The 23,208-nt window shown below is 37.5% G+C and carries 21 protein-coding genes; 3 read left to right on the top strand and 18 right to left on the bottom strand.

Annotation, left to right across the window (positions count from 1 at the left end; translation table 11 throughout):
• Positions 1–12: 12 nt before the first annotated feature.
• The 13 genes from V179_RS0101455 to V179_RS0101395 all read right to left on the bottom strand — a co-directional run bounded on the left by V179_RS0101455 (position 13) and on the right by V179_RS0101395 (position 14,181).
• Entirely contained in the window at positions 13–591 is a 579-nt protein-coding gene (locus V179_RS0101455) for a glucose-6-phosphate isomerase (protein WP_028389948.1), read from the bottom strand.
• A 177-nt stretch (positions 592–768) separates the two neighbouring features.
• Positions 769–1,710, bottom strand: coding sequence for a shikimate dehydrogenase family protein (locus tag V179_RS0101450; RefSeq protein WP_028389947.1), 942 nt, complete (start codon positions 1,708–1,710; stop codon positions 769–771).
• Positions 1,711–1,738: 28 nt separating this feature from the next.
• On the bottom strand, positions 1,739–2,803 hold the full coding sequence (locus V179_RS0101445; RefSeq protein WP_084552161.1) for a phosphotriesterase family protein: 1,065 nt from the start codon (positions 2,801–2,803) through the stop codon (positions 1,739–1,741).
• Positions 2,800–3,756: a phosphoglycerate dehydrogenase gene (locus tag V179_RS0101440; protein ID WP_028389945.1), complete on the bottom strand. Its 957-nt coding sequence runs from the start codon at positions 3,754–3,756 to the stop codon at positions 2,800–2,802. The genes V179_RS0101445 and V179_RS0101440 overlap by 4 nt, the downstream gene beginning before the upstream one ends.
• Positions 3,757–3,918: 162 nt before the next feature.
• Positions 3,919–4,938, bottom strand: a complete 1,020-nt coding sequence (locus tag V179_RS0101435; RefSeq protein ID WP_028389944.1) for a zinc-dependent alcohol dehydrogenase — start codon at positions 4,936–4,938, stop codon at positions 3,919–3,921.
• A 38-nt stretch (positions 4,939–4,976) separates the two neighbouring features.
• Entirely contained in the window at positions 4,977–6,014 is a 1,038-nt protein-coding gene (locus V179_RS0101430; RefSeq protein WP_028389943.1) for a zinc-dependent alcohol dehydrogenase, read from the bottom strand.
• 70 nt (positions 6,015–6,084) lie between these two features.
• Positions 6,085–7,083, bottom strand: a complete 999-nt coding sequence (locus V179_RS0101425) for an ABC transporter permease (RefSeq protein WP_235178918.1) — start codon at positions 7,081–7,083, stop codon at positions 6,085–6,087.
• Between the two features lie 5 nt (positions 7,084–7,088).
• Entirely contained in the window at positions 7,089–8,579 is a 1,491-nt protein-coding gene (locus tag V179_RS0101420) for a sugar ABC transporter ATP-binding protein (RefSeq protein ID WP_028389941.1), read from the bottom strand.
• A 200-nt stretch (positions 8,580–8,779) separates the two neighbouring features.
• Entirely contained in the window at positions 8,780–9,850 is a 1,071-nt protein-coding gene (locus V179_RS0101415) for a substrate-binding domain-containing protein (RefSeq protein ID WP_028389940.1), read from the bottom strand.
• 350 nt (positions 9,851–10,200) lie between these two features.
• Positions 10,201–10,830: an HAD family hydrolase gene (locus V179_RS0101410; RefSeq protein ID WP_028389939.1), complete on the bottom strand. Its 630-nt coding sequence runs from the start codon at positions 10,828–10,830 to the stop codon at positions 10,201–10,203.
• A gap of 45 nt (positions 10,831–10,875) precedes the next feature.
• Complete coding sequence (locus V179_RS0101405; protein ID WP_028389938.1) at positions 10,876–11,652, bottom strand: glucose 1-dehydrogenase; 777 nt, start codon at positions 11,650–11,652, stop codon at positions 10,876–10,878.
• A 157-nt stretch (positions 11,653–11,809) separates the two neighbouring features.
• Positions 11,810–13,327, bottom strand: coding sequence for a xylulokinase (gene xylB / locus V179_RS0101400; protein ID WP_028389937.1), 1,518 nt, complete (start codon positions 13,325–13,327; stop codon positions 11,810–11,812).
• A 92-nt stretch (positions 13,328–13,419) separates the two neighbouring features.
• On the bottom strand, positions 13,420–14,181 hold the full coding sequence (locus tag V179_RS0101395) for a GntR family transcriptional regulator (protein ID WP_028389936.1): 762 nt from the start codon (positions 14,179–14,181) through the stop codon (positions 13,420–13,422).
• A gap of 288 nt (positions 14,182–14,469) precedes the next feature.
• Between V179_RS0101395 and V179_RS0101390 the strand changes: the two genes are divergently transcribed.
• Positions 14,470–15,339: a D-psicose 3-epimerase gene (locus V179_RS0101390; protein ID WP_028389935.1), complete on the top strand. Its 870-nt coding sequence runs from the start codon at positions 14,470–14,472 to the stop codon at positions 15,337–15,339.
• 229 nt (positions 15,340–15,568) lie between these two features.
• Here V179_RS0101390 and V179_RS0101385 read toward each other — a convergent pair whose 3' ends face one another.
• The 3 genes from V179_RS0101385 to V179_RS0101375 form a co-directional block, all read right to left on the bottom strand.
• Positions 15,569–17,335, bottom strand: a complete 1,767-nt coding sequence (locus V179_RS0101385) for a DUF262 domain-containing protein (protein ID WP_028389934.1) — start codon at positions 17,333–17,335, stop codon at positions 15,569–15,571.
• Positions 17,336–17,776: 441 nt separating this feature from the next.
• Positions 17,777–19,156: a 23S rRNA (uracil(1939)-C(5))-methyltransferase RlmD gene (rlmD, locus tag V179_RS0101380; RefSeq protein ID WP_028389933.1), complete on the bottom strand. Its 1,380-nt coding sequence runs from the start codon at positions 19,154–19,156 to the stop codon at positions 17,777–17,779.
• Positions 19,153–20,037, bottom strand: coding sequence for a DNA-3-methyladenine glycosylase family protein (locus V179_RS0101375; protein ID WP_028389932.1), 885 nt, complete (start codon positions 20,035–20,037; stop codon positions 19,153–19,155). Before V179_RS0101375 ends, rlmD begins: the two co-directional genes overlap by 4 nt.
• Before the next feature lie 240 nt (positions 20,038–20,277).
• On the opposite strand from V179_RS0101375, the gene V179_RS0101370 reads away from it, so the two are divergent.
• Positions 20,278–21,024, top strand: a complete 747-nt coding sequence (locus tag V179_RS0101370; RefSeq protein WP_028389931.1) for a COG4705 family protein — start codon at positions 20,278–20,280, stop codon at positions 21,022–21,024.
• 243 nt (positions 21,025–21,267) lie between these two features.
• On the opposite strand, the gene V179_RS0101365 is transcribed toward V179_RS0101370, so the two are convergent.
• Together V179_RS0101365 and pdaA are read right to left on the bottom strand one after the other, a co-directional pair.
• Positions 21,268–21,906, bottom strand: a complete 639-nt coding sequence (locus V179_RS0101365; RefSeq protein ID WP_028389930.1) for a pentapeptide repeat-containing protein — start codon at positions 21,904–21,906, stop codon at positions 21,268–21,270.
• A gap of 152 nt (positions 21,907–22,058) precedes the next feature.
• Positions 22,059–22,856, bottom strand: a complete 798-nt coding sequence (gene pdaA / locus V179_RS0101360; protein ID WP_028389929.1) for a delta-lactam-biosynthetic de-N-acetylase — start codon at positions 22,854–22,856, stop codon at positions 22,059–22,061.
• Between the two features lie 117 nt (positions 22,857–22,973).
• On the opposite strand from pdaA, the gene V179_RS30930 reads away from it, so the two are divergent.
• Positions 22,974–23,150 carry a hypothetical protein gene (locus V179_RS30930; protein WP_154663984.1) on the top strand — a complete coding sequence of 59 codons (177 nt, stop codon included), beginning with the start codon at positions 22,974–22,976 and terminating at the stop codon, positions 23,148–23,150.
• Positions 23,151–23,208 lie beyond the last annotated feature (58 nt).

The raw sequence follows: 23,208 nt of genomic DNA, 5'->3' as shown, positions 1-23,208 counted from the left end.
AGTATACGCCTCTTATTCTTTCCATTTTGGATTATCAATTATTTCAGGCTTACCATCTCTTTCAACAACAAGTTTTCTGTATCCCTTGGTTTCGATGGTACCGTAGTCATGACCGGCATCTGCGCGGAATGTAAAGAACGTCACAAGCGTCTCATTTCCAAGATTGATGCTTCTATGTGCATAGCGTGGTGGTACATAGACTGCTTTTCCTGGGGAGAAATACTGTATATCCCAATCCCCTTCCGGATTTTCCATTAGCATGGCTCCATAACCACTTAAGCAATAGTACACTTCACCTGTGTCTAAAATGGTATGGAAGTGACCTTTCGTCATAAAATACTCATCGCCAACTTTTCCAGGGTAGACGATACTTGTTCCGAATAATAGATTACCTGGCGTTTCTGGTAGGTCGAGTTCGTAAAACTCGTAAACTAGCGGATCGTCGTTTTGTATTGCTGAATCAAAAGCAACGTCATCTGCATACATACCCTTCATTTTCGAAAGCGGACGCTTAGTTGAATTTTTCGCTTGGGAGTAGCCAGTAATAAGATCAAAATCAATAGTAAATGGTTTTAAAACTTTTTCAGTCATCTTTAAGTCACCTCTGTTTGTTTTTATATTAACTCTTTCATTTTTGTAAATTTGCATCTGTCATAAAGTTCAGCATTAATTCATTCAGATCATTCAGAGTGTTGAACCACATATGTGCTTAGTTGGTTATTGGGTTTATCATTCTAATAAAAACAATAGAATTCATTCGAAAATTACTTACCTTGTTTCATTTGAAATTTGTTCAATTCGGTCGAAAACAGATCCGGTTATGTCAATATGGAAGACTTCAGCAACAACCTGCGTCCAGCCGTGGATGAAGTAAATCCAGCCATCTTCTATATAAAGGTCTTTTGTTTCTTTTTGAGCTAGTGCTTGATGCATGAAATCAAGCCCTCCCCGATAATTCAATTCCCAGACTAAGCTCTCTTCAGGAAAGCCACAGCTATCAGTTAATGGTGAACCTGGTCGATCTTTTCCTAACCCGGTTGAATTTATTATTAGGGAATGCGGTTTAAGTTGAGCAAGCAAGTCATCGTTCTGGCCTTGTTCTGGTGTTAAATGGTATTCAGCTTCTACATCAGGATTAATTTCTTGAACAATTCGTGCAATCTCATCAAGACGCGGTTGGCTACGGTTTGCGATTACCACTTTCGATGGGATGCTTTTCCTTTTTTTAGGATCTAATAAGTAGGAGCAAATCGCTATGGCACTGCCGCCCGCTCCCATAATGAACAATTCTCCACCGTGATCATTCCAATAGTTTTCTGGAATAAAAGCTTCCATTGCTAAACCGCTAGAAATAGGGTCTTTTGCATAGCCTTCTAGCCTACCATTCTTTTTGGAAATAGAAGAAAGTTCACCAAACATGGTTGCATAAGGATCAAGGTAATCAAAGAGATCCTTAGCAGCATGATAAAGGTCAATTTTATGGGTAGTTACAAGGGCCCCTAGCGATAATTCATCATCCTTGATAAACTGCACCACATCCCGATATACTTGAGGATCCGCATGAATATCGATATCAATCCCTTTTAAGACCGCTTTTTCCAGTCCTAAAGCTTCCACCCAAAGAGGGAAAAGCTTCATGATGGAGGATTTCGTGGTAGTTACACCGATAAAATACATAGTTGGCTGAGTTGCTTTTTCTGGTAATTTCAATGGGAAATCTCCTCTCTGTTTTCCTGTTTTATGTTGTAAAAATACGTTTACTGAATGCTTTTGCCGGATTTTCGTGGATGAATTTTCGGATTAAGGCTTTTGATACACCACTATACTCAAGTCTGGGCAAAAAGCTTTTGACCAAATAATCCAAACCTAGTTCACCACCGTAGCTTCTTAATCGCTTGCGGGTGGAATCCAGTCCGAGTAAAATTTGATTTTCATAACCTGCCTCAATCAGCTTAATAATCAGCTCTACTTCTTCGTCATCCGAATGATATTTAAATCGTCCGATGGTATCGAGTTCTAAATAAACCCCCGTACTCGCAACATGAAGCATATAATCAACGTTATCCATTTTTCGGTCTAAATGGCAGATGATTAATTGGCTTGGAGCAACGCCTAAATCTGTAAACAGCTTAATCTGATCAAGAGCTCCATACCCGAGTTCAGTGTGACTCATGATGGGTGTCCCAGTAGCAACCGCTGCCTGGGAAGCAGCTTTGAAAAGCCGATAATATTGACCTCCCACACCTTCAAAATCCGCGGCCGTCTTAATAATACCTGCCCTTGCCACAATCTTTTCTACAGGCCATGCATCTTCTCCATCTGCATACATCCCGTTTTCCAGTTCATCTATAAATAGTTCAGTGAGTGTATCAACATCTGCCGTTCGAATCCAATGATTTTCAGAGTAAAACATTAATTTATGAAACCCAGTGGAAGCAACGATCTGAATACCTGTTTGTTGCGAAGCAGCCATTAACCACTGACTATGGCGGCCGCTTCCAATGGGTTGGGCATCCACTACGGTCGTACCACCAACCGCTTTAAACAAATTCAGTTCTTGAGTGGTTTTATCAAAATCATCTATTTGCAAAGAAGAATCTATTTCAGAACTTGGACCTTTTTTTAAAAAAAGATGCTCATGACTGTGACAAAAGCCGATTTCTTCCGACGCTATTTGTCCAGTTACAGTGGTAATGACTTGGTGATAAGATTGCTCATTACCACTTACATCCTCTTGACACTCAATAATTAAACCCTTAGATGAATTCGATACACTAGTTAAATAATCTAAGCCATTATTCATTTTGCAACTTCCTTTTGAGCAAGCATATTGATGAGATTTTCCGTTGAAACCATTGCCATTCGTTCCACTGCCTCATAGGTAAATGCACCAATATGCGGTGTTAAAATGAAATTTGGAAGTGCCACTAATAAATCCCCTTGTTTTGGTGGTTCAGAAGAGTACACATCCTGTGCAGCAACGGCTATCTCCTGATTAACAAGCGCATGATAAAGCGCTGCTTCATCCACAAGTTCTCCACGAGATGTGTTAATAAGGATGGTAGTTGGCTTCATTAGTTTTAATGTTTCAACATTGATTAGCCCTTTTGTCTCTTCCGTTGCCGGCAAATGAAGGGAAATAATATCGGACATTTTTAATAGTTCTGATAACTCATCGGCTGTTTGGATATTATATTTTTCAAGGAATTCGAAATCATTAAAATAAGGATCATAGATTGTGACTTTCATACCAATTCCAACTGCTCTCTTGGCAACCTCTTTTCCAATTTGTCCACCACCAACTAGACCAAGGTTTTTATTAGTTAACTCGAAGCCAATGCTTCGTTCCCACCCATATGCTTTAACTCCAGTGGCAATACTCGGTAAATGTCTTGCACCTGCGAACATAAGAGCAATCGCATGTTCAGCCACTGAAATCGAATTCGTTCCTACCGCATTTTTTACAAGGATTCCAAGTTCGTCTGCTTTTTTAAGGTCAATATTATCCATACCAACCCCATATTTAGAGATTGCTCGTAAGCTCTTGCATTGTTCTAGAACATTAGCTGGAAGTGGATCTACACCTATGATAATACCGACAACATCATCATTGGCTAGCTCGATGATCTCTTCTTCCGTCATCGTTCTGCCCAAATTATTTTCGATGATCTCATAGCCATGGTCCTGAAGCAGCTTATGAGCCTTTTCTTTGTAGTTTTTAAATGATTTAGGCGTGATTAAGATTTTTTCTTTCATTACATCCTCATCCCCTAGTAGTAAGTCCTTGATTTTTCAGTCAATCGTTTCCGGTCTACTAATTGTTATTATGTAGTTATGTCACGACATAATTGATTAAAAATTATTTGGAATAGGCAACGCTATTTCCAAATAAACATAAACATTACGATTGAAAAAATATTAATCTATTTCGATCATGACCTTCATCGCATAGTCTTTCTGCTCATCAATAAGAGCATAAGCTTTGGCATAATCTTCAAATTTCACTCGATGCGTGATTAACGTATCAAAATCAATTAAACCTTCATTGACAAGTTCAATTGCTTTTACATAATCTTCTTCACGATACATAGCACTGCCGAGTAAGGATAGTTCGTGGTCTTGCACATAGCCCATGTTGATATTTGCTAGCTCTGCAAATACGCCAACAACGACGATGGTACTTCCTTTTCGGGCAGAATTAATGGCCTGGTTAATGGTAACATTGATTCCTATACACTCAAATATTACGTCTGCTCGGTCTTTACCAAAATTCGCAATGATACCATTCAATATGTCTTCATTTTTAGCATCAATAGTCTTAATGCCGCACTTTTCAGCAACTTCTAAACGATATTTACTTAGTTCTGATATGAGTACTGATTCTGCTCCCATTGCTTTAGCTGTTTGGGCAACGAGATTACCAATTGGACCCCCGCCTAGCACTAGGATCTTTTTATTCGTTACATCTCCAGCACGTCTTACAGCATGCACGGCAACAGCAAGAGGTTCGATCATTGCTCCATGCTCAAAACTCATTTCAGCAGGTAATGCTATTGCTTTACTAGCATCGACGACAAAATACTCGCTTGCCATCCCTGTTGTTTGAAAACCCATAACCTTCAGTTCTTCACAGTCATTATATAATCCATGGGTACATTGATAACACTCGCCGCAGACTACTTGTGGCTGGATGGTAACTTTATCTCCTATCTTAACATTCGTAACTTCAGAGCCCACCTCAACAACTTCTGCTGATACTTCATGACCTTGTACTACCGGATAACTAGTATAAGGATGTTTGCCGTGATTCACATGGATATCAGAACCGCAGACTCCGATTCGCTTCACTTTAATTTTAATTTGGTAAGGCTTTACTTTTGAAACTGGTACATCATTAAATTCAATTTTACCGGGCTCAACCATAATTGCTTGAAGCATTTGCACATCCCCCTCATATTTTGAAAAATAAATTCCCATCAAGATGGATAAGTAATTATTGCTTTCTTTAAAATTCGATGATTCGTATACTCTTCAAAAGCATCCAAAATATTTTCAAACGTAAAGTAATTTGAAACAAAGTCCTTCAAGTTAATCTTGCCTTCCCTAATCCAGGATAAAATCTGACCGTACGACTCACCTTCCTCAAGCTTAGAGGGCATTTGTTGGAAATTAAGCTTCCAATTGTAGGGAGCCTTACTCCAATCAAGCTGCATTTGATTATACTTTGGTACACCATAACAAAGTATTTCTCCTCGATCTTCAACCAATTCCATCGCTTGATTAATAATCTCAGCAGTCCCAACAGCGTCTAAAACATACTTGACTCCTTTAGGGTATAATGTTCGGATCTCATTCTTAATATCAGTTTCTCTGCAATTAAAAGCAGCATTTGCCCCGTTCTCCAAAAGAATGTTCTGCTTTTCCTCGCTTCTAGCAATTCCAATAATCGACTGGAATCCCATTAAATTCATTAATTTGATAAAGGTTACGGCAACAGGTCCGCTGCCGAAAACAACAATACTATCATCTTTATTAATATCAAAATATCTAATCGTGCTATAAACTTCTCTTAAGGTAATTAGAATTGTTGCATCTACCGGGTCAATATCAACAGGTACAACCTGCTGTGCATAAGCAGCCTCAGGAATATCATCCTCCTGATAAGCTGATTTATCATTTATAACACCATACTCACTAAACGCTCCCCATGCCGAACCTAAAGAGCCGTATTGTTCTTCATCCTCATCGTTAAAAGGAAGCAAAACAATATCTCCGACTTTAAAGCTTGTTACCTCAGAGCCTATCTCAACTACTCGGCCTACACCTTCATGTCCAAGCATTAAGGGATATTTCTCTCTAGGAAAGCCTTTAAATTCAGATTTGATAATAGTAGCATCCGTACCACAAATTCCACAGCTGATGGTTTTTACCAAAGCTTGTTTCGAATTGTATTTGGGAAGGGGTACTTCTATAACCACTAATTGGCCATCAGAATTTACTACTAATGTTTTCATAAAATTCTTCGCCCTTTCATTACTTATTGAATTCCTAATCTCTGCCCCTCATACAAAGGCTCTTAAACTATTAAACTGTCTTTTCAGATTTATTAGTTAAAATTCCCAATAATACCGCCGCGATAATTATGAAGCCTTTAATAATGTCCTGTGGATAAGATGGGACGGCCATTAAGTTCATAATATTTCCGATTAATCCTAAAATAAGTCCGCCAGCCACTGCTTTCACTACAAAGCCCTTCCCCCCTGCAAGGCTTGCCCCACCGATAACACAAGCAGCAATGGCATCCAACTCTTGACCCATTCCTACTGTAGCACTTCCGGTTGAAGATCTTGCTGCAATAAAAACACCTGCTAATGCGGCTAGCGCAGCTGACACAGCATATGTTGACATAATGTATCTTTTTGTCCGGATACCCGCAAGCTGTACTGCTGTTGGGTTACTACCGATAGCAATAGCGATTCGTCCCCAGCTGGTATATTTTTGTACAAACGCGAATACAACAATTAGAACAATAGCTATGAGAATAATAGGGTAAAAGAATTCTTTGCTTACAATCGTATCTAGAGTTCCAGATTCGAGTTTAACTGGTCTTCCCCCGGTAATTACAAAGGAAACCCCTCTTGCAATAGTCATAGTAGCTAAGGATGCCACAAACCCCTGCATACCTGCATAGGCTACTAAAATACCTGTAAATAATCCAAAAATAATTCCGATCACAACAGCAAGAAACATTGCCGGAAGATAATTCATTCCCATATCACTAATCAAAATGGCAGATACAGTTGCTCCTACGGCCATGACTGAACCGACTGATAAGTCAATACCACCTGCTACGATAACAAATAACATCCCAATAGCGACTAATATTGGCGCTGCCTGTTGAAGAGCAATATTCCTCAGGTTCATGGATGTTAAAAAGGTATCGGTAAGCATACTGCTGATAATGATTAATAATACTAGGATGATATATGTATTGTTATCGATCAGGAATTGTTTGAAATTAAGCTTTTTATTTTTTTTTTCTTTAGGCAGGTTTTTGTCATATCCCAATTCCATGTTAGCCATATCTCTTATACCCCCATTGCAAGTTTTATTAGATTATTTTCAGTTAACTCAGACTTATCTACCTCTCCGGCTATTAATCCTTGACGCATAACAATGGCACGGTCACACATTCCGATAATCTCAGACATTTCAGAGGAAATAACGATAACCCCTACACCTTTTTCGGCAAGCTGGTTAATAATCTTGTAGATTTCTGTTTTCGCACCAACGTCTACCCCTCGGGTAGGCTCATCAAATACAAGACATTTACAATCCGCTGAGAGCCATTTTGCAAGGGCAACTTTTTGCTGGTTTCCTCCACTTAGACTATTTACATTATCCTCCATAGAACCGTACTTTGTAGCTATACTAGCTAACAAATCTTCCACATACTCTTTTTCTTTATTATGATTAATAACACCGAATTTCTTTATTTTAAACATTGACGCTATTGTCGTATTCATCCGAATGGATTGCTCTAACAATAAGCCTTGTTTTTTTCGATCCTCAGGGAGAAGTCCAAATCCTTTATTTATTGCCTCTTTTGGATCTTTAAAATTCACTTCTTCTCCAAAATAAATTACTTTTCCAGATTTCTTTTTATCTACTCCAAATATAGCCCGCATTGCTTCAGTTCTGCCTGAGCCTACTAAACCACTAAACCCAACTACTTCACCACTTTTAATTGAGAAGCTGACATCTTTAACCAGGTTTCCGGCACTTAAGTTATCAACCTTTAATATTTCTTTTCCTATTTTCGTTTTGCGTTCAGGGAACAATTGGGTAATCTCTCTTCCAACCATCATGGAAACTAATTCTTCCTTATTAATAGAGGAGGTAACTACTGTATCTACGTATTTTCCATCTTTTAATACGGTAATGTGATCACTGATTTCTAATAATTCTTCGAGACGATGAGAAATATAGATAATACTAACACCATTATTTTTTAAATTATTGATAATGGATAGTAACTTTTGAGTCTCAGAAAACGTTAATACAGCCGTTGGCTCATCAAAAACTAATACATTTGATTCTCTTGCAAGACATTTACAGATTTCCACAATTTGTTGATATGCAACACTCAAACTCCCTACTTTTGCTTCTGGGTCTATATCATCGAACCCAAGTTTTTTTAATTCTTCCTTTGCCCTCTTTTTCAACATCTTCCAATTAATTAACATTCCAGAATCAGCTAGTTTATCAATAAAGATATTTTCTGCAACAGTAAGGTCAGGTGCCAGCATAAATTCTTGATAAATAACTGAAACTCCTAAATTAATAACATCTTTAGGTGATGTAATTTTTGCTTCTTTACCGTTAATTAATATCTGGCCATTATCATTTTGATAGGCACCTGCTAAGATTTTCATCAAGGTGGATTTTCCAGCACCATTTTCACCTATTAATGCATGGATTTCCCCTTTTTCAACATTAAGAGAAACGTCCGTTAACGCTTTCACACCGCCGAAATGTTTTGTAATATTTTTCATTTGTACGGCATATTCTTTCTGCATAATTTTTATCTCCCCTTTCTATAGAAGTAATGATAAGAAGTAATCCTCCTCTTTCATAAAATGGCAGATCTTTAATTCAACTGACATCACTTATTATAATTTTTATATGATAGCAATTAAAACCAAAACCCTAAAGATAAGTGATACTGTCTATTACTATCATTGCCTTTAAGTAATAGACAGTTTGTAGATTTTACTTTCTAGAAACCGAATTCATAATATTCGTCTACATTTTCCTTCGTTACAGCTGCTGGCTTTGTTAATGTAATGTCATCGTAGCTCCACATATCTTTGCCATCCACTAAAATTTCTTCGGCAATCTTAACGCCTAACTCTGCAACTTTATAAGGACTGTTTTCACCTGTAGCATAGTATTTGTCTTCTTTAATTAAGTCATAAGCTGCCTTCGCTCCGTCCGCAGCAGCAACAATATCAACACCTTCAGCCCCAGAATTTTTAAGCGCTGTCATTGCACCAAATAACATATGATCGTTTTCACCTAATACAGTTGTTAAACCTGGATTAGCTGTAATCAGATCCTCAGAAGCTTTTAGACCCTCTTCCTCAGTCCAGTTCCCCCAACCTTGTCCTGCAACCGTAAATTTCGCTTCAGCATGAGTGGCTTTACCCTTTGATGTTAATTCTTTATCAAACGCTTCTGCTTGCTTCCAAGCTTCTTCTTCTGTAATTCCAGTCTTTCCTTCAATAATACCAGCAAAAAGACCTGTTCTTCTTTCCATACCTGCTACATTCCCTTTAGCACCGCTTAGGATAATAGATTTAATTTCTTTATCCGCCATTTTTTCAGCATAAGTTAACCCTACTAATCTACCATTTTGTTTATTATCTGAATAAACCGTTGTAATATCTTTAGCTCCTTCGCCAACTCCACTGTCGAGGTTAATAACACCGATTCCAGCTTCTGCAGCTTTATTAATACTAGGAACTGCGGCATCTGGTTCAATGCTATCTAAGAAAATTAAGTCCATACCTTGAGCAATAAAAGTTTCCATGTTTTCTGCTTCTTTTGTAGTATCTCCATTTGCATCTAGGACCGTTAAATCCCAACCTTTTGCCCCTGCATATTCTTTAACAGCATCAACTAATGACACAAAGTAAGGCGAATCTTGAGTCTTGATCGCAAAACCAACTTTAAACTTTTCATTACCAGATTTTCCGTCTCCAGATGATCCCTCTGAAGAATTACATCCAACTAGTAACACTGCCATTAACACACCTAATAGTAATGAAAATAAAGATTTTTTCTTCATGTGCATATCCCCCTAGATTAGATTATATTTTCAATACATAGTATTGTTACTACATTACAATATATGCATGTCCATACTATACAATAAAATGATAGCGTTATCAATATTCTTATTAAAAGAATTTTAAGAAAAATAAAAAGATTCTATGTTTGGCTTTAGATATATTGAAACTTCAATCAGTGGGGTTTCCTTCATCCCCCACCGACGCTTCTTCAATTCCTCTAAGCCTTGAGATGGAGATCTTACCGCCCTTCAATATCCGATAAATTTTACGTGAATTATAAATATCTACCAATAAAATGAATATTTAAAAAATAATTAATAGAAGTTTATTAAAAATTGAAACTCTATTAAATTTTAAGAAGTGATAATTGATTTAGTTCGTTTAACGAATCAATGACATCGTCGAACTTTTCAACATTTCCAAATCCGTATTTAGCATAAACAAAAGGTATACCAGCTTCCTTTGAAGACGTAGCATCTAGCGTTGTATCGCCTACATAGATAGGGTTCTTTAAATGATTACGATCAATAATCATACGGATATTATCTGCCTTTGACAGTCCCGTCCTACCCGGGTATTCAAAATCTTCAAAGTAACCTTCCAGTTGATTTCCTTTAATGAAACTTTGAATATAGCCTTCCTCACAATTGCTTACAATAAAAAGCCGATAGTTTTTCTTTAGTTCATTTAATGTCTCTATAAGTCTTGGGAAAAGTATGCCACCATCTTCTTCAAGGTACTGACATTGTTTCCTAGAACTTTCCTGCATAATAGCTTGGAGTACTTCATCTGAGGCATCTGGAAATAATCTCTTTGCAATAATATCAACTGGTAATCCGTACAGGCCCTTTAATTGATCTGCTGTCACTTGAACACGAATACGATAGTTTGAAGCAGCATCTGACCAAATTTGCGCCCCTATATGGGTGGTATCCCATAGAGTCCCATCTAAATCAAATATAATACTATCAATCATATTAAAATCCCCCTCTGAAGCTTCTTTAGGCATGAATAAGAGATATTAAACAATAGTGAACCCACCATCAATAATTAAATCTGTTCCAGTTGCAAAGGACGAAGAATCAGATAGCAAATAAATTACAGCACCAGCTAATTCTTCTGGCTTACCCATCCGTTTAAATGGGGTTAGCTCCTTCCATAAATCTTGCCAATCCTGTCTAACAAATGATGTTAACTCTGTAAAGATATAGCCAGGACTTATGCAGTTTACTCTTATTCCTTTATCAGCCCATTCGACTGCTAGGGATTTAGTCAATTGAACCACACCGGCCTTTGATGTATTGTAAGATGCTTGCTGCTGCGGGTAATTAACAATCGTACCTGACATAGAAGCTGTGTTAACGATAGCACCTTGCTTATCACGAGCAATTAAATATCGTCCAAAAGCCTGTGCTACAAAGAAAACCCCATTTAGATTGACATTAATCACTTTAAACCATTCATCCGAGGTTAAATCAATAGCTGGTTTTTGAATCACAATTCCTGCATTATTAAACAATAAATCTAATTTCCCCATTTCGGCATCTGCTTTTTCAATAGCAACGGCAATCTCCTCTGGCTTTGTTACATCAACCCCTATTGCCATTGCTCTGCATTGATATTCTCTTCCGATTGCATCCGCCGTAGCCTGTGCTTTTTCTGCCTGTTGGTCAAAAATCACAATATCCGCACCTACTGCTGCAATATGTTCAGCAACGACTTTCCCTATGCCCTGTGCCCCCCCAGTTATAAGCACTACTTTTCCTTCAAGTGAGAATAATTTTTTCAACATATCCATATATATAGTCTCCTTTAACAATATTTATAGGTGTGAAATAGTGACATGATCATAAAGTGAAACTTCAATAAATGCACCTACTGCATAACCTTCTTTTTGAGCTTCCATCAACATTTTTTGTAGTAAATAATGAAATAATTAACCATACCAACTTTACCTATTTATCTATTGCAAAAACATCTTTCAAGGCAAAATAACAATTATCAAAGACTTTCTTAATAGGCTGATAGTCTAAAACTGCCTCTGAATTAGGTGTATGTACATGATTAATTTCAATGAATTGATTAATGATATTAAAATCTTTATACATTCCTACCCCTACACCACCTGTTACAGCAGCTCCCATACTGCCTGCTTCTTCTAACAGGTTTGGGACAATAATCTTTGCATTATATACATCCGCGATGATTTGGCGCCAAACAGCACCTTTCGCTCCACCGCCAACGACAAGCATTTCATCAATATCCATATGTTTGCGGAGAATGTCTAAAATGATAGAGAGATTCATCGTTACCCCCTCTAAAACACTTCGGAGTAAATCTCCTCGTTGATTTTCAGATTTCAAACCAATAAATGCACCTTTTGCTTGAGCATCCCATCTAGGGGCTCTTTCCCCTAAGAGATACGGAAGAAAAATAACACCGTTTGAGCCGACAGGAGACTGTTCGATTTGTGTATTCATATATTCATAGGGTGACTTCCCATTGGCCTCTGCTTCTTGGATTTCATATTGGCAGATGGTATTTTTCACCCAATTATAGGACCCACCAGCAGTTTGCATAGTACCATTTGGAGCATACAATCCAGGAACTACATGCGCCCATGTAACCGTTCTCATTTCTTCGTCAAAAATTGGTTTTTCAGAAGCTGTCGTAATCCATGCGGATGTCCCGATACTGCAATAGGTTTTCCCAGGACTTATGGATCCTGCGCCTACGCTTGCCGTTACACCATCACCGCCACCAATAACAACAGATGTTCCTTCGGCTAAACCTGTTGCTTCTGCCGCTTTCTTTGTTACTCCTCCAGCAACAAAGGTTGAGGGCTTTAATTCAGGAAGTTTATCTGGGTCTATTCCTGCATACTCGATAATTTCGTCGGACCATTTTAAATTCACCAAATCAAAACATCCATTACTGTTCCCATCTGAAAAGTCTGTATAAAAATTCCCAGTAAGTCGGGATACAATGAAATCCTTTGCATTTAAGGTTTTATAGGTTTGCTCATATATTTCCGGTTCATTATCTCGAACCCACATAAGCTTTTGAATTCCATATGAGGCCGTATTACGATGTCCGACAATATGATAAAAGTCCTTTTGAGTGATATATTCTTCAATTTGGGCTACTTGTTTTTGGGCACGCTGATCAGCCCAAATAATTGCCCTTCGCAAAGGATTCCCTGATTTGTCCACACAAAGACATCCCATCATTTGGCCACTAAAGCTAACAACGGCAATATCTAGCGGATTAATACCTAAAGATCCAATTAATTTCTTACTTGTGATGCATACGGCCTCCCACCAATCCTCTGCATCCTGCTCTACCCATGTGTCATTAAAATAATCAGTAGAATAAGAATAGACAGAACTTCCAATTAATTTACCATTTTCTGAAAATATAGTAGCCTTGTTCCCCGATGTTCCTAAGTCATGAGCTAAAATATATTTTGTCATCTTTTTAGCACCCCTTAAATCTATTCTAAAATCATATATTTTTTATCATCTATGCTCCCATTCGCAAGGATGGAACCATAGATGATAATGAACTATTTTGGTGAATTGGCCGAGATTATTACCTCGAACCTGTTTCTATCTCCCCGATATCTCGCTAATGAGTATTCAATCGGTTCATCATATACGTTATAACCAATCGAAAGAAATTGCTGTATTGCCTTATCACTACTAATATTTAGATTTTCAATATCATAATCGTCTGCCTCTACAGCTTCTATGAGACGGCGGATTTTATATATCTGCGTATCATCATGTAATGCTAAAACAGGATATAATGACTCTTTTTCTAAATCATGATTCAAAACAAACTTGCACTTGTTAAATGGAAGATACGTCTTTACCATGACAATCGGATCTTCATCTGCAAAGCGTTTACGATGAATGTAAACTACCTTTTCATTTGGTTTTAATTTAAGCTCTTTTGCCACTTCAACAGGAGCTATTATCACTTCAAAATCAAGAAGCTCTGTGCTGGGGGTTCTTCCCAAATCTGCAATTTGATCATTAAAAGAACCTAAAGCCTGAATGAAACTTTGGTCAATCTTTGGCTTGGATACAAATGTTCCTTTACTTTTCACACGATATAACCAGCCCTCTTGAGCAAGTTCCGTTATTGCTTGCCTTACGGTTGTACGGCTAATATCAAACATCTCACTCAATTCATTTTCTGTAGGAATTAGACTCCCAATCTTATAATTACCTTCTTTGATTTCTGATAAAATTAGTTCTTTTAGTTGGAAATACAATGGTATTGGCACTGATTTATCCAATCGCACATTTTTCAATAAAACCATTCCTCACTTCATTCCTTTTTCTATATATTCTCTTCTATTAACCTAGATTTTATTTGAATTTTCAAATTCAATATCTTATATTTTCCTTGACATATTCCTTCAGGGATTCTTATTATTGATACATAGCATATTTATATCGTATTGTTACTACATAGTAACATACTTAAATTATGAATTCAATAAACAAGAAATTGAAAGTTCATCTCACCTCTTATTTTATGTAAGCACTTTCTTTATATTAGAGGAAGTTTATACACTATTAAAATTATAATAATGGAGGCGTTAAGAATGAAGTATGGAATCTATTTTGCTTATTGGGAAGAAGATTGGGATACAAATTATCTGAAATATGTAAAAAAAGTTTCTGATCTTGGATTTGATGTGTTAGAGGTAGGGGCTGCAGGAATTGTGAATATGTCTGACGAAGATTTATATTCTTTAAGGTTTGAAGCCGAGAAATACAATATTACTTTAACGGCAGGAATTGGACTTCCAATAGAATACGATGTATCCTCCCGAGATGAAAACATTAGGCAAAATGGAATTGATTTTATGAAAAAGATTTTAGATGCACTGCATAAAGCCGGTATACATAAGATTGGCGGTACCATCTATTCTTATTGGCCTGTAGATTACACAAAACCAATAAACAAACCAGAAGCTCGGAAACAAAGTATAAAGAGTATGAGGGAATTAGCAGATTATGCTGCTCAATATGATATTACCTTGTTAATAGAGACTTTAAATAGATTTGAGCAATTTTTAGTGAATGATGCGAAAGAAGCTGTTGAATTGGTAAAAGATATAGGAAAAGACAATGTTAAAGTCATGTTAGACAGCTTTCATATGAACATTGAGGAAGATTTTATTGGTGATGCCATTCGTTATACTGGTGATTATTTAGGACATTTCCACATCGGTGAGTGTAATCGAAAAGTGCCCGGCAAAGGTCATATGCCATGGTCAGAAATGGGTCAGGCACTTCGTGACATCAATTACGATGGCTATATAGTGATGGAACCATTCGTTCGCCCTGGAGGCATTGTAGGTACTGATATTAAAATTTGGAGAGACCTTTCTGAAAAAGCAGATGAAGCTAAATTGGATGCCGATATTAAAGAATCTCTACAATTTGTAAAAAGGGAATTTTTAAGTTAATTTTAATTTACTAGAGTGATTTAATGTAATCTCTTTTATTGGATTATTTTACCTACTTTCCACATTCGATAGAGGTTGATAACACGGATGTTTTAACCTGAAAAAGCTGCCATATTGATTAAGATAGGCAGCTTTCATTATGGTTTTATTCTACTGACAATGCTTAATGTGATAGGGTTCGGAAATACGAGATTGTTTATTTTCGCTACTAAAGATAAAAGAAAAAAAGTTAAATAACCTTCTTACCCATAACATTTTCAATAATTTGGATTAGCTGAGTTCTTCTAATTTCGAAAAATTTATTAAAATCATCATTTCTTATTGAATCAATATCAATTAAATGCGTTCTTAACATATCATCTAGTTCATTCTTAGAAATTTGCCGTTGCTGCTGTATTTTATCAAGATAAATACTTGGTGCGTTTCCACCAATAATTCTATTTGTCTTATACGAAAGTGGCGTTTTATTGACAATTGAATCATACATTTTTTTATCTATATTATTTCTGTCACAATATGCTCTTGGAAAAATGTGATGAATATCTATTTGATCGCCGTAGTATGTTTGAATATCAATAGGCACTCCTGATATGAAATCATTTCCTCCTGCTTTCATTAACAATACATGTAACCCTTTGTAGGCGGCACTATTTCGTGTTCGAAGCGAATAAAGCCTGTCAGCAGCAAAATTAGCATCACGAATAGTGCTAGGTTCTACTCCTCCATTAATCCAATCGATTATTTCAGGGAGATCTCTTGCAAATCTAGTTTCAGATCCTCCACCATACGACTCACCTAAAACACCGCACCAATACCATCGAGCTATCTTGTTGCGAACATTTAAGTTGTGTGCCTGGCTTTCCATTTCAACAAAAATCGCTGATAAAGGAATTAATTGTGATCCATAAGGTAAATCTCTAGCTGAGAAAATATTTTGCTCTTGAAGGAACATTGCTGCTTCAATAAAACCGTCTACTGCCTTATCCCCCCATGTGCGATAATCATCTAAAGTAAGCTTTAAAATATCCCTTCGTTTACAACTTACTGCAGCAGTGGATTTTTGTTTTCTACGGTTATATGTCGTTAACAGCGATATGGTTTGTAATAAATCAGTGCTACTAATATCAGCAAGTATCTTGTTGAAGACATTACTTGTATTGGTTAACTTAGTCTTTTTTGCTTCCCAGTCCTTCCTTAATTCAAAATTATCTGCAGCAAAGGAAGCTGTTAACAGTTCGAATACGGTTAGCGAAACCCCTCCCGTATTAACATTCTCAAATACTTGGCAAACGGCTTCTTTAGGTGTTTGCTTTCTGAGCATAATTACTGGTGTTTGGTAATTTTGAAACCTTGGAAAGATTTCAGAAAGTAACTTACTCCACTTGATCGATCTCTCAGCAATTTTATTAGGATCACTAAAATATTGTGTCTGCCAAGCTAATAACTCTGCCGGATGAAGGATTAAGCTTATTGGAAGCATCCCAGCCTCACATTCTTTCAAAGTATCAGAGTAATCTGCAATGATAACATTACCCGGTCCTTTAACAATCTTATCTTCAGGAACGCTTACTATTGCCTCATCCCTATCAATATTAAGATCAATTATCTTATCGATAGCTATGTAATAGTGACGAAAAATTTCTTTTCCTCGAAAATCCCTTGTTTTTACAGGTTTTCTTAATACTAAGGATTGAAATAGCGAAGTCAATCGTTGCTGACCATCCAGAATAAGTCTTTCAGGTTCAACTTGAGACGCTCCGGTGATACCTTCGACTGGCCTTGGAGCAAATCGTACATTAGGATTGCCCGTTTGAAGCATCATAACTGACCCTATTGGATAGGATAAAGAAATACTAATTAAAAGGTTCTTTATTCTTTCATCATCCCACACCCATCCTCTTTGAAAGTCTGGTAACTGTGTTCTCAATTCTTTAATGCTACTTAATAAATCCGATAAGCTTTCAACCGTACTATCAAAAGTAGTTATTGCACTCATTAATAAAAATCTCCTTTTCTTTTTTTATTTTAACAAAATATACTATAATCCCTGTATATAACTGAATTTATACCCTAAATATAAAAAACTAGCTACATATCAGGCTAGCTTTTGCAAATTTAAGTCAATAGTATCTTTTTGACTTTTTCCAAACATAAACTATTTAATAATCACTCTAACTCTATATGATACTGGTACCCCAACACTTGCATTAAGTTTATTATACACTTCCTTTAAATACCACTCATAAAAAGCCTTCTCATATACTTCATCGATTCGACATAACAATGGTCAAATAAGATAATTGCCTGTCACTCCTCGAAGTTTAGTAGATTTTTTCGACAGATGCTAGATAGCTGAATCCTTAATAATTGATGACTTTATGGTTTAATTTAGCACACCAAAAAGCTCAGTGGTTAAACTGAGCCTTAAGATAATTGTTTAATTTAATATAAGTTGCGACACACACTCCACATGACTCGTCTGCGGAAACATATCCACTGGCTGCATGCTCTCCACCTTATAAAGCTTACTCAATTCCTGCAAATCCTTCGCCAAAGTAGACGGATTACAAGACACATAAACGATCTTCTTCGGCTTTACCTTCATCATCGTGCGTAGTAATGCTTGGTCGCAGCCAGTTCTTGGTGGATCCACAACAACGACATCTGGTCTAAAGCCTTCTTTGACCCAACGAGGCATGACATTTTCGGCTTTGCCTACTTCGTAATGGACGTTGTTTCGGTTGTGTTTTTTGGCGTTTTTCTTGGCGTCGTCAACCGATTCTTTGATGATGTCCATGCCGCGAACTTCTTTGGCTTGATCGGATAACCAGAGGCCAATGGTTCCGACTCCGCAATAGGCATCGACGACTTTTTCTTGTCCTGTTAGAGCAGCTGCTTGCTTGACTTCGTTGTAAAGTTTGACCGTTTGGACAGGGTTCAGCTGGAAGAAGGTACGAGCTGATAGTTCGTAAGATAAGTCACCAAGTGTTTCATTGATGATGCTTTCTCCTGCTAGGTGAATCGTTTTGTCGCCAAAGATGACGGACGTATTTCGATCATTCACGTTTTGGACGAGTGATTTCACTTCTGGTAGTTGATCGCGTATTTGCTTGATGAGTTCGTCTTTTCTTGGGATTTCGTTGGTTCTTGTGACTAAGACGACTTGGACTTCTCCTGTTTCGAAACCTACACGTGTGATGACGGTGCGGATTACACCTTTTCTCTTGCGCTCATTATAAATCGAGATATCTAGGTTCTTTAAGATTTTCTTCACAGTCCGCGTCACTTTATTCGTTGATTTATGCTGAACTAGACAGTTTGGGATATCGATTAGTTGGTGTGAGTTAACACCGTATAGTCCGGCGATGATTTTGCCTTCTTTCATGCCGACTTGGAACTGGCTTTTGTTTCGGTAATTCCATGGATCTTCCATGCCGATCGTTTCTTTAATGTTTAATGATTCGATTGGGACGCGTAGGTAGCGTTCCATTGCTTGAACGACGATATCGCGTTTTTCGACAAGCTGCTGGTTATAACTAAGATGCTGCAGCTGGCAGCCACCGCATTGTTCATAGACTGGGCAAGGTGCTGCAACCCGATGTGGTGACGCTTTGCGGATCTGTTTAATTTTTGCTTGAGAAAATTTCGTATCTACTTTTGTTGCAATGGCGACGATTTCTTCGCCAGGCAAGGCGCCAGGGACGAAGACGACTTTTTTCTTAAAATAGCCGACTCCTTCTCCGTTGATGCCGAGTCGTTTTATCGTTAATGGAAAGGTTTGATTGACTTCCAATTGTTTATCTTGAGTTTGACTCATTTCTTTTCACTCCGTTTTTCCGTACTTCTCCATAAATAAAGGGAGGCATAGCTCAAATAGGGCGACCAGGTTTCACTATATTTAAGCATTTCTTCTTTGGTCGGCTTTTGTGGCAAATTATATAATTGCTGCACAGCCCTTTGGATGCCGATGTCAGCGACCGGAAACAAGTTCGGTCTTCCTACGCCAAATAGCAGGAAGTTTTCTGCTGTCCAATTGCCAATTCCTCTTATCTTTACGAGTGTATCGATGATTTCCGTGTCTGTTTGTTCTGCTAGTTGTTTTAAGTGTAACTCTCCAGTGGTTATCTTCTGCGATAAACCAATCACATACTCAGCTTTTCGCGTGCTGAATTGAATATCACGCAATTCTTCCACCGTTAATTGAGATGCACGTTCTGGTGTCGGGAAAAATGGCACACCATCTATTTCAAAGCCGAATGTTTTTACATAGCGTTCTGTCAGCGTATGGGCAAAGGAGAGGTTCAGTTGTTGATGAATGATGCATCTCACAAGACAGCTATAATAATCGAAGTCTAACACAATAGGTGTACCGTGATGCTCGGTAAATAATGCCTGTAGGTCTGTCTCTTGAAAGTGAGCTACGATTTTTGATAATGGTTCATGAAAATGGAATACTTTCTTCACTCTCTTAAGTGCTTCTTCCTTATATTCATTTCGCTCCCCTTGCAAAATAAACATCGGATTGTCCGTATTGCCGATACTTTGAATGTGAACGACAAGCGGTGTTTCTTCTATATATAGCGGCACCTTAATCGTCCGCTCTTCAAAATCAATGACATGTAAAGGATCTAAGCGTAAGCGGTCAAGAACTAAATCAAAATTATAAGGAGCTTCTACCTGTATCGTTTCCGTCCACATAATACCTTCCTTTAACAGTTTTCCACGTATTATAGCATATTTGTGATACGGTGCGGTACCTGGAAAAATTGTCGGCTGCGGATCAAGCATAGAGATGCGGCAAAACCTATAGTCTTCTTCTACCCTCTACACTTGAGTTGAAAAAAACAATCCCCTACTAAACCAACACCTATGAATAGCTAGTAGGACTATTCAACATAATAGAAAAGACATACTATGGAAGGGAGAGATCAATCACAAATGAATAAAATTCCACAAGTCACGCTTCTCTTTTGGATCATGAAGATTGATGCCACTACATTAGGCGAAACAGCAGGTGACTTGTTGTCCATGACGATGGGGGTTGGATACGGGGTCAGTACGATTATTTTATTTGCTCTGTTTATTATTACGCTTATAGCACAACTTTTATCCAAAAGGTATTACCCTATCATCTATTGGCTGGTTATTACATCAACCGCCGTCGCTGGTACAACGATGTCTGATTTTATGGATCGTACTCTAGGATTAGGATATGCAATGGGTTCTACGATATTAGTTTGTATCTTATTAATTATATTTGCCTATTGGTATGCTAGTGAACGCTCGTTGAATATTCATGATATTCGCACACGTAAAGTTGAAATTCTTTATTGGGTTGCCATCCTTTTCTCCAATACTTTAGGCACAGCTTTAGGCGATTTCTTGGCGGATAGTTCTGGTCTAGGATATGTAGGTGGAGCCGTTTTAATCGGAATTCTATTAGCTCTCATCGTCTTAGCCAAATATTTTACAAAAATTTCTCGCGTCTTCTTATTTTGGGTTGCCTTTGTCTTAACTCGCCCTTTTGGAGCAACATTTGGAGATCTTCTTACTAAACCAACTGAAAAAGGAGGGTTAAATCTAGGGACTACTGGATCATCGCTTGTTCTGGGACTCATTCTTTTAGTCCTTATAATTTACGCAACTATAAAAAATAATAAGACCTCTAACTCATTGACCGAATAAGCTTTAATGATCTTATCCCGGTACAATTGTAGCTAAAAAGAAGCTTGGAGAAATTTCTTCGAGCCTTTTTTCGTTATGAATTCATGAATATTTCTAGCCTTTGCACTGTATTCCTAATAAGTCACAATTGGTTAAATCCCATGTCTACTAGTTGTTGTGAAGAATTGAAGGGATCATTCTGCCCTTCTGTCATAATAAATATAAAAAGCCAATTCCTCAACGTTTAGAAGAATTGGCTTTTTCTTACTCCTTAATCTTTAATCCCATCAAAGCAGCAAAACCAATTGCTTGCTCTGTTGAAACCTCACAGCCTTTAAGGTCTTCCAGTGCTATGCTTATACTTTGAAATTGACAGCTACTTAGATCCACGCCTTTGAGCGAAGTTCCGATAAAGTTTGCTTCATTTAAATCACATTGCTTGAAAGCGACTTTACTAAACGTAGCTTCAAATACATCGACATTGCAAAGGGAACACGAATCAAACAGAACCTGTTTTAATTTCGCAAAACCAAAATTACTTAAGTTTGCATGACAATTTTCGAACCGAACATTTCCTAATGTTGCATCGGAAAGATTCAAACCTAGGAGTTTCGATTCCTTAAATTCAACGCGATGAATAATGGCATCGCTAAAATCTGTATTGGATAAGTTACACTTTTCAAAAATCACATCTGTTAATTCGATATTGCGGAATGATACATCAATAAAGGTCACATTTTTAAATATCACTTGTTCAAATCTAATTCGCTGGATATCTTCACCGATGATCGAGCAATCGCTTATGATACACAATTCAAAATAAGGTTCGTCCATATATTGAAAGTCTGTTGGAGTTACATCATAAGGAATCTTTGGTTGTACGATTTTAAATGTAGTAGCCATCCTATCACCCTCATTGCTTCCTTTTTCCAACAAGAATAGCATATAAATGATTGCTCTTCTAATAAAATCTACCCGGGGTCTGACCACACCTCTACTCTATCTGGTTTAAACGACATGTAAATGACACATATAAAGAGTGTGAGGTCTGACCCCTAGTACAACATCGGATTTGCCCGTTGCTGTTCAATCATTAAATCATCCAAGCTCTTAAACGTATACCCCCGCTTTTTCAAATCAGTAATAATCGAATCGAGCGCTTCGGCGTTATCCTTGGATACAGTATGCAGCAAAAGAATCGCACCAGGGTGAATCTGCTTCATCACTTCACTATACGAATAGTTAGCTCCTTTTTGTTGATCGACAACCCAATCTTTAAAGGCAAGCGACCAGAAGATATGGGTATATCCTTCTTGATTGGCGATGGCCATCGTTCGCTCACTAAAGATTCCTCGAGGTGGGCGTAAATAGTTCATCGTTTTCTGCCCTGTAATTCGCTCAGTTTCTTCTTTTACTTTCTGTAATTCATTTCGAATAGCTTCGTCCGATTTTGACGTCATATCTGGATGACTCCAGGAATGATTGCCGACGATATGACCTTCCTTTACCATTCTTACAACCAATTCTGGCGTTGTCTTCAAATAATGCCCTGTCACGAAAAACGTTGCCGGCACTTTTTGGCGACGCAGGATATTTAGAATATTAGCTGTATAGCCATTTTCATAGCCATTATCAAAGGTTAGATAAATATTCTTCTTGTCTGAGCTTCCTTTATATAAAGCACCATGCTTCTTCATCATCTCATCAAGCTTGGTACCCGCTTGTGCAGGCTGCTCATTTTTTCCTTTATTAAAGCCCCAATGATTCGGTGCATTCGAATTTGTTGCGAAAGCTTCCAGCTGTGTGACGAAGAACAACATCAGTACCATTGGTACGATTATAAGCCTTTTCATAATTCCGCTCCTCTGCTCTTTTTTACTTAGTGTTTGAACCAAGATTAAAATTATACGAAGTGGAATTTGGAAAAAAATCTAGGTTTCGGCATATACCTGTACAAAGGGGGAGTTTATATGACTTTGTGGTGGCTCGTAACAATTGGCTTTATCATCATTTTAGGCATTATCGGAATGATTTTTATTTATTTCTTTAGAAGCGGTCTAAAAAATGAAGAGATAGTCGAACCGACATTTCATGCTGATGAAGAAACGACTGAAGGAGAAAAGGATGTTGATGTGAAACTTCCATAAGTAGAGGGTTTTAAATCAGAATAAAATAAGCCAAGTTTGACCCTTAATGGGACAAATC

This window comes from Bacillus cihuensis, assembly GCF_000504145.1.
Taxonomy (GTDB): domain Bacteria; phylum Bacillota; class Bacilli; order Bacillales; family DSM-1321; genus Peribacillus; species Peribacillus huizhouensis.
This window is presented reverse-complemented; position numbering and strand designations above follow the sequence as displayed.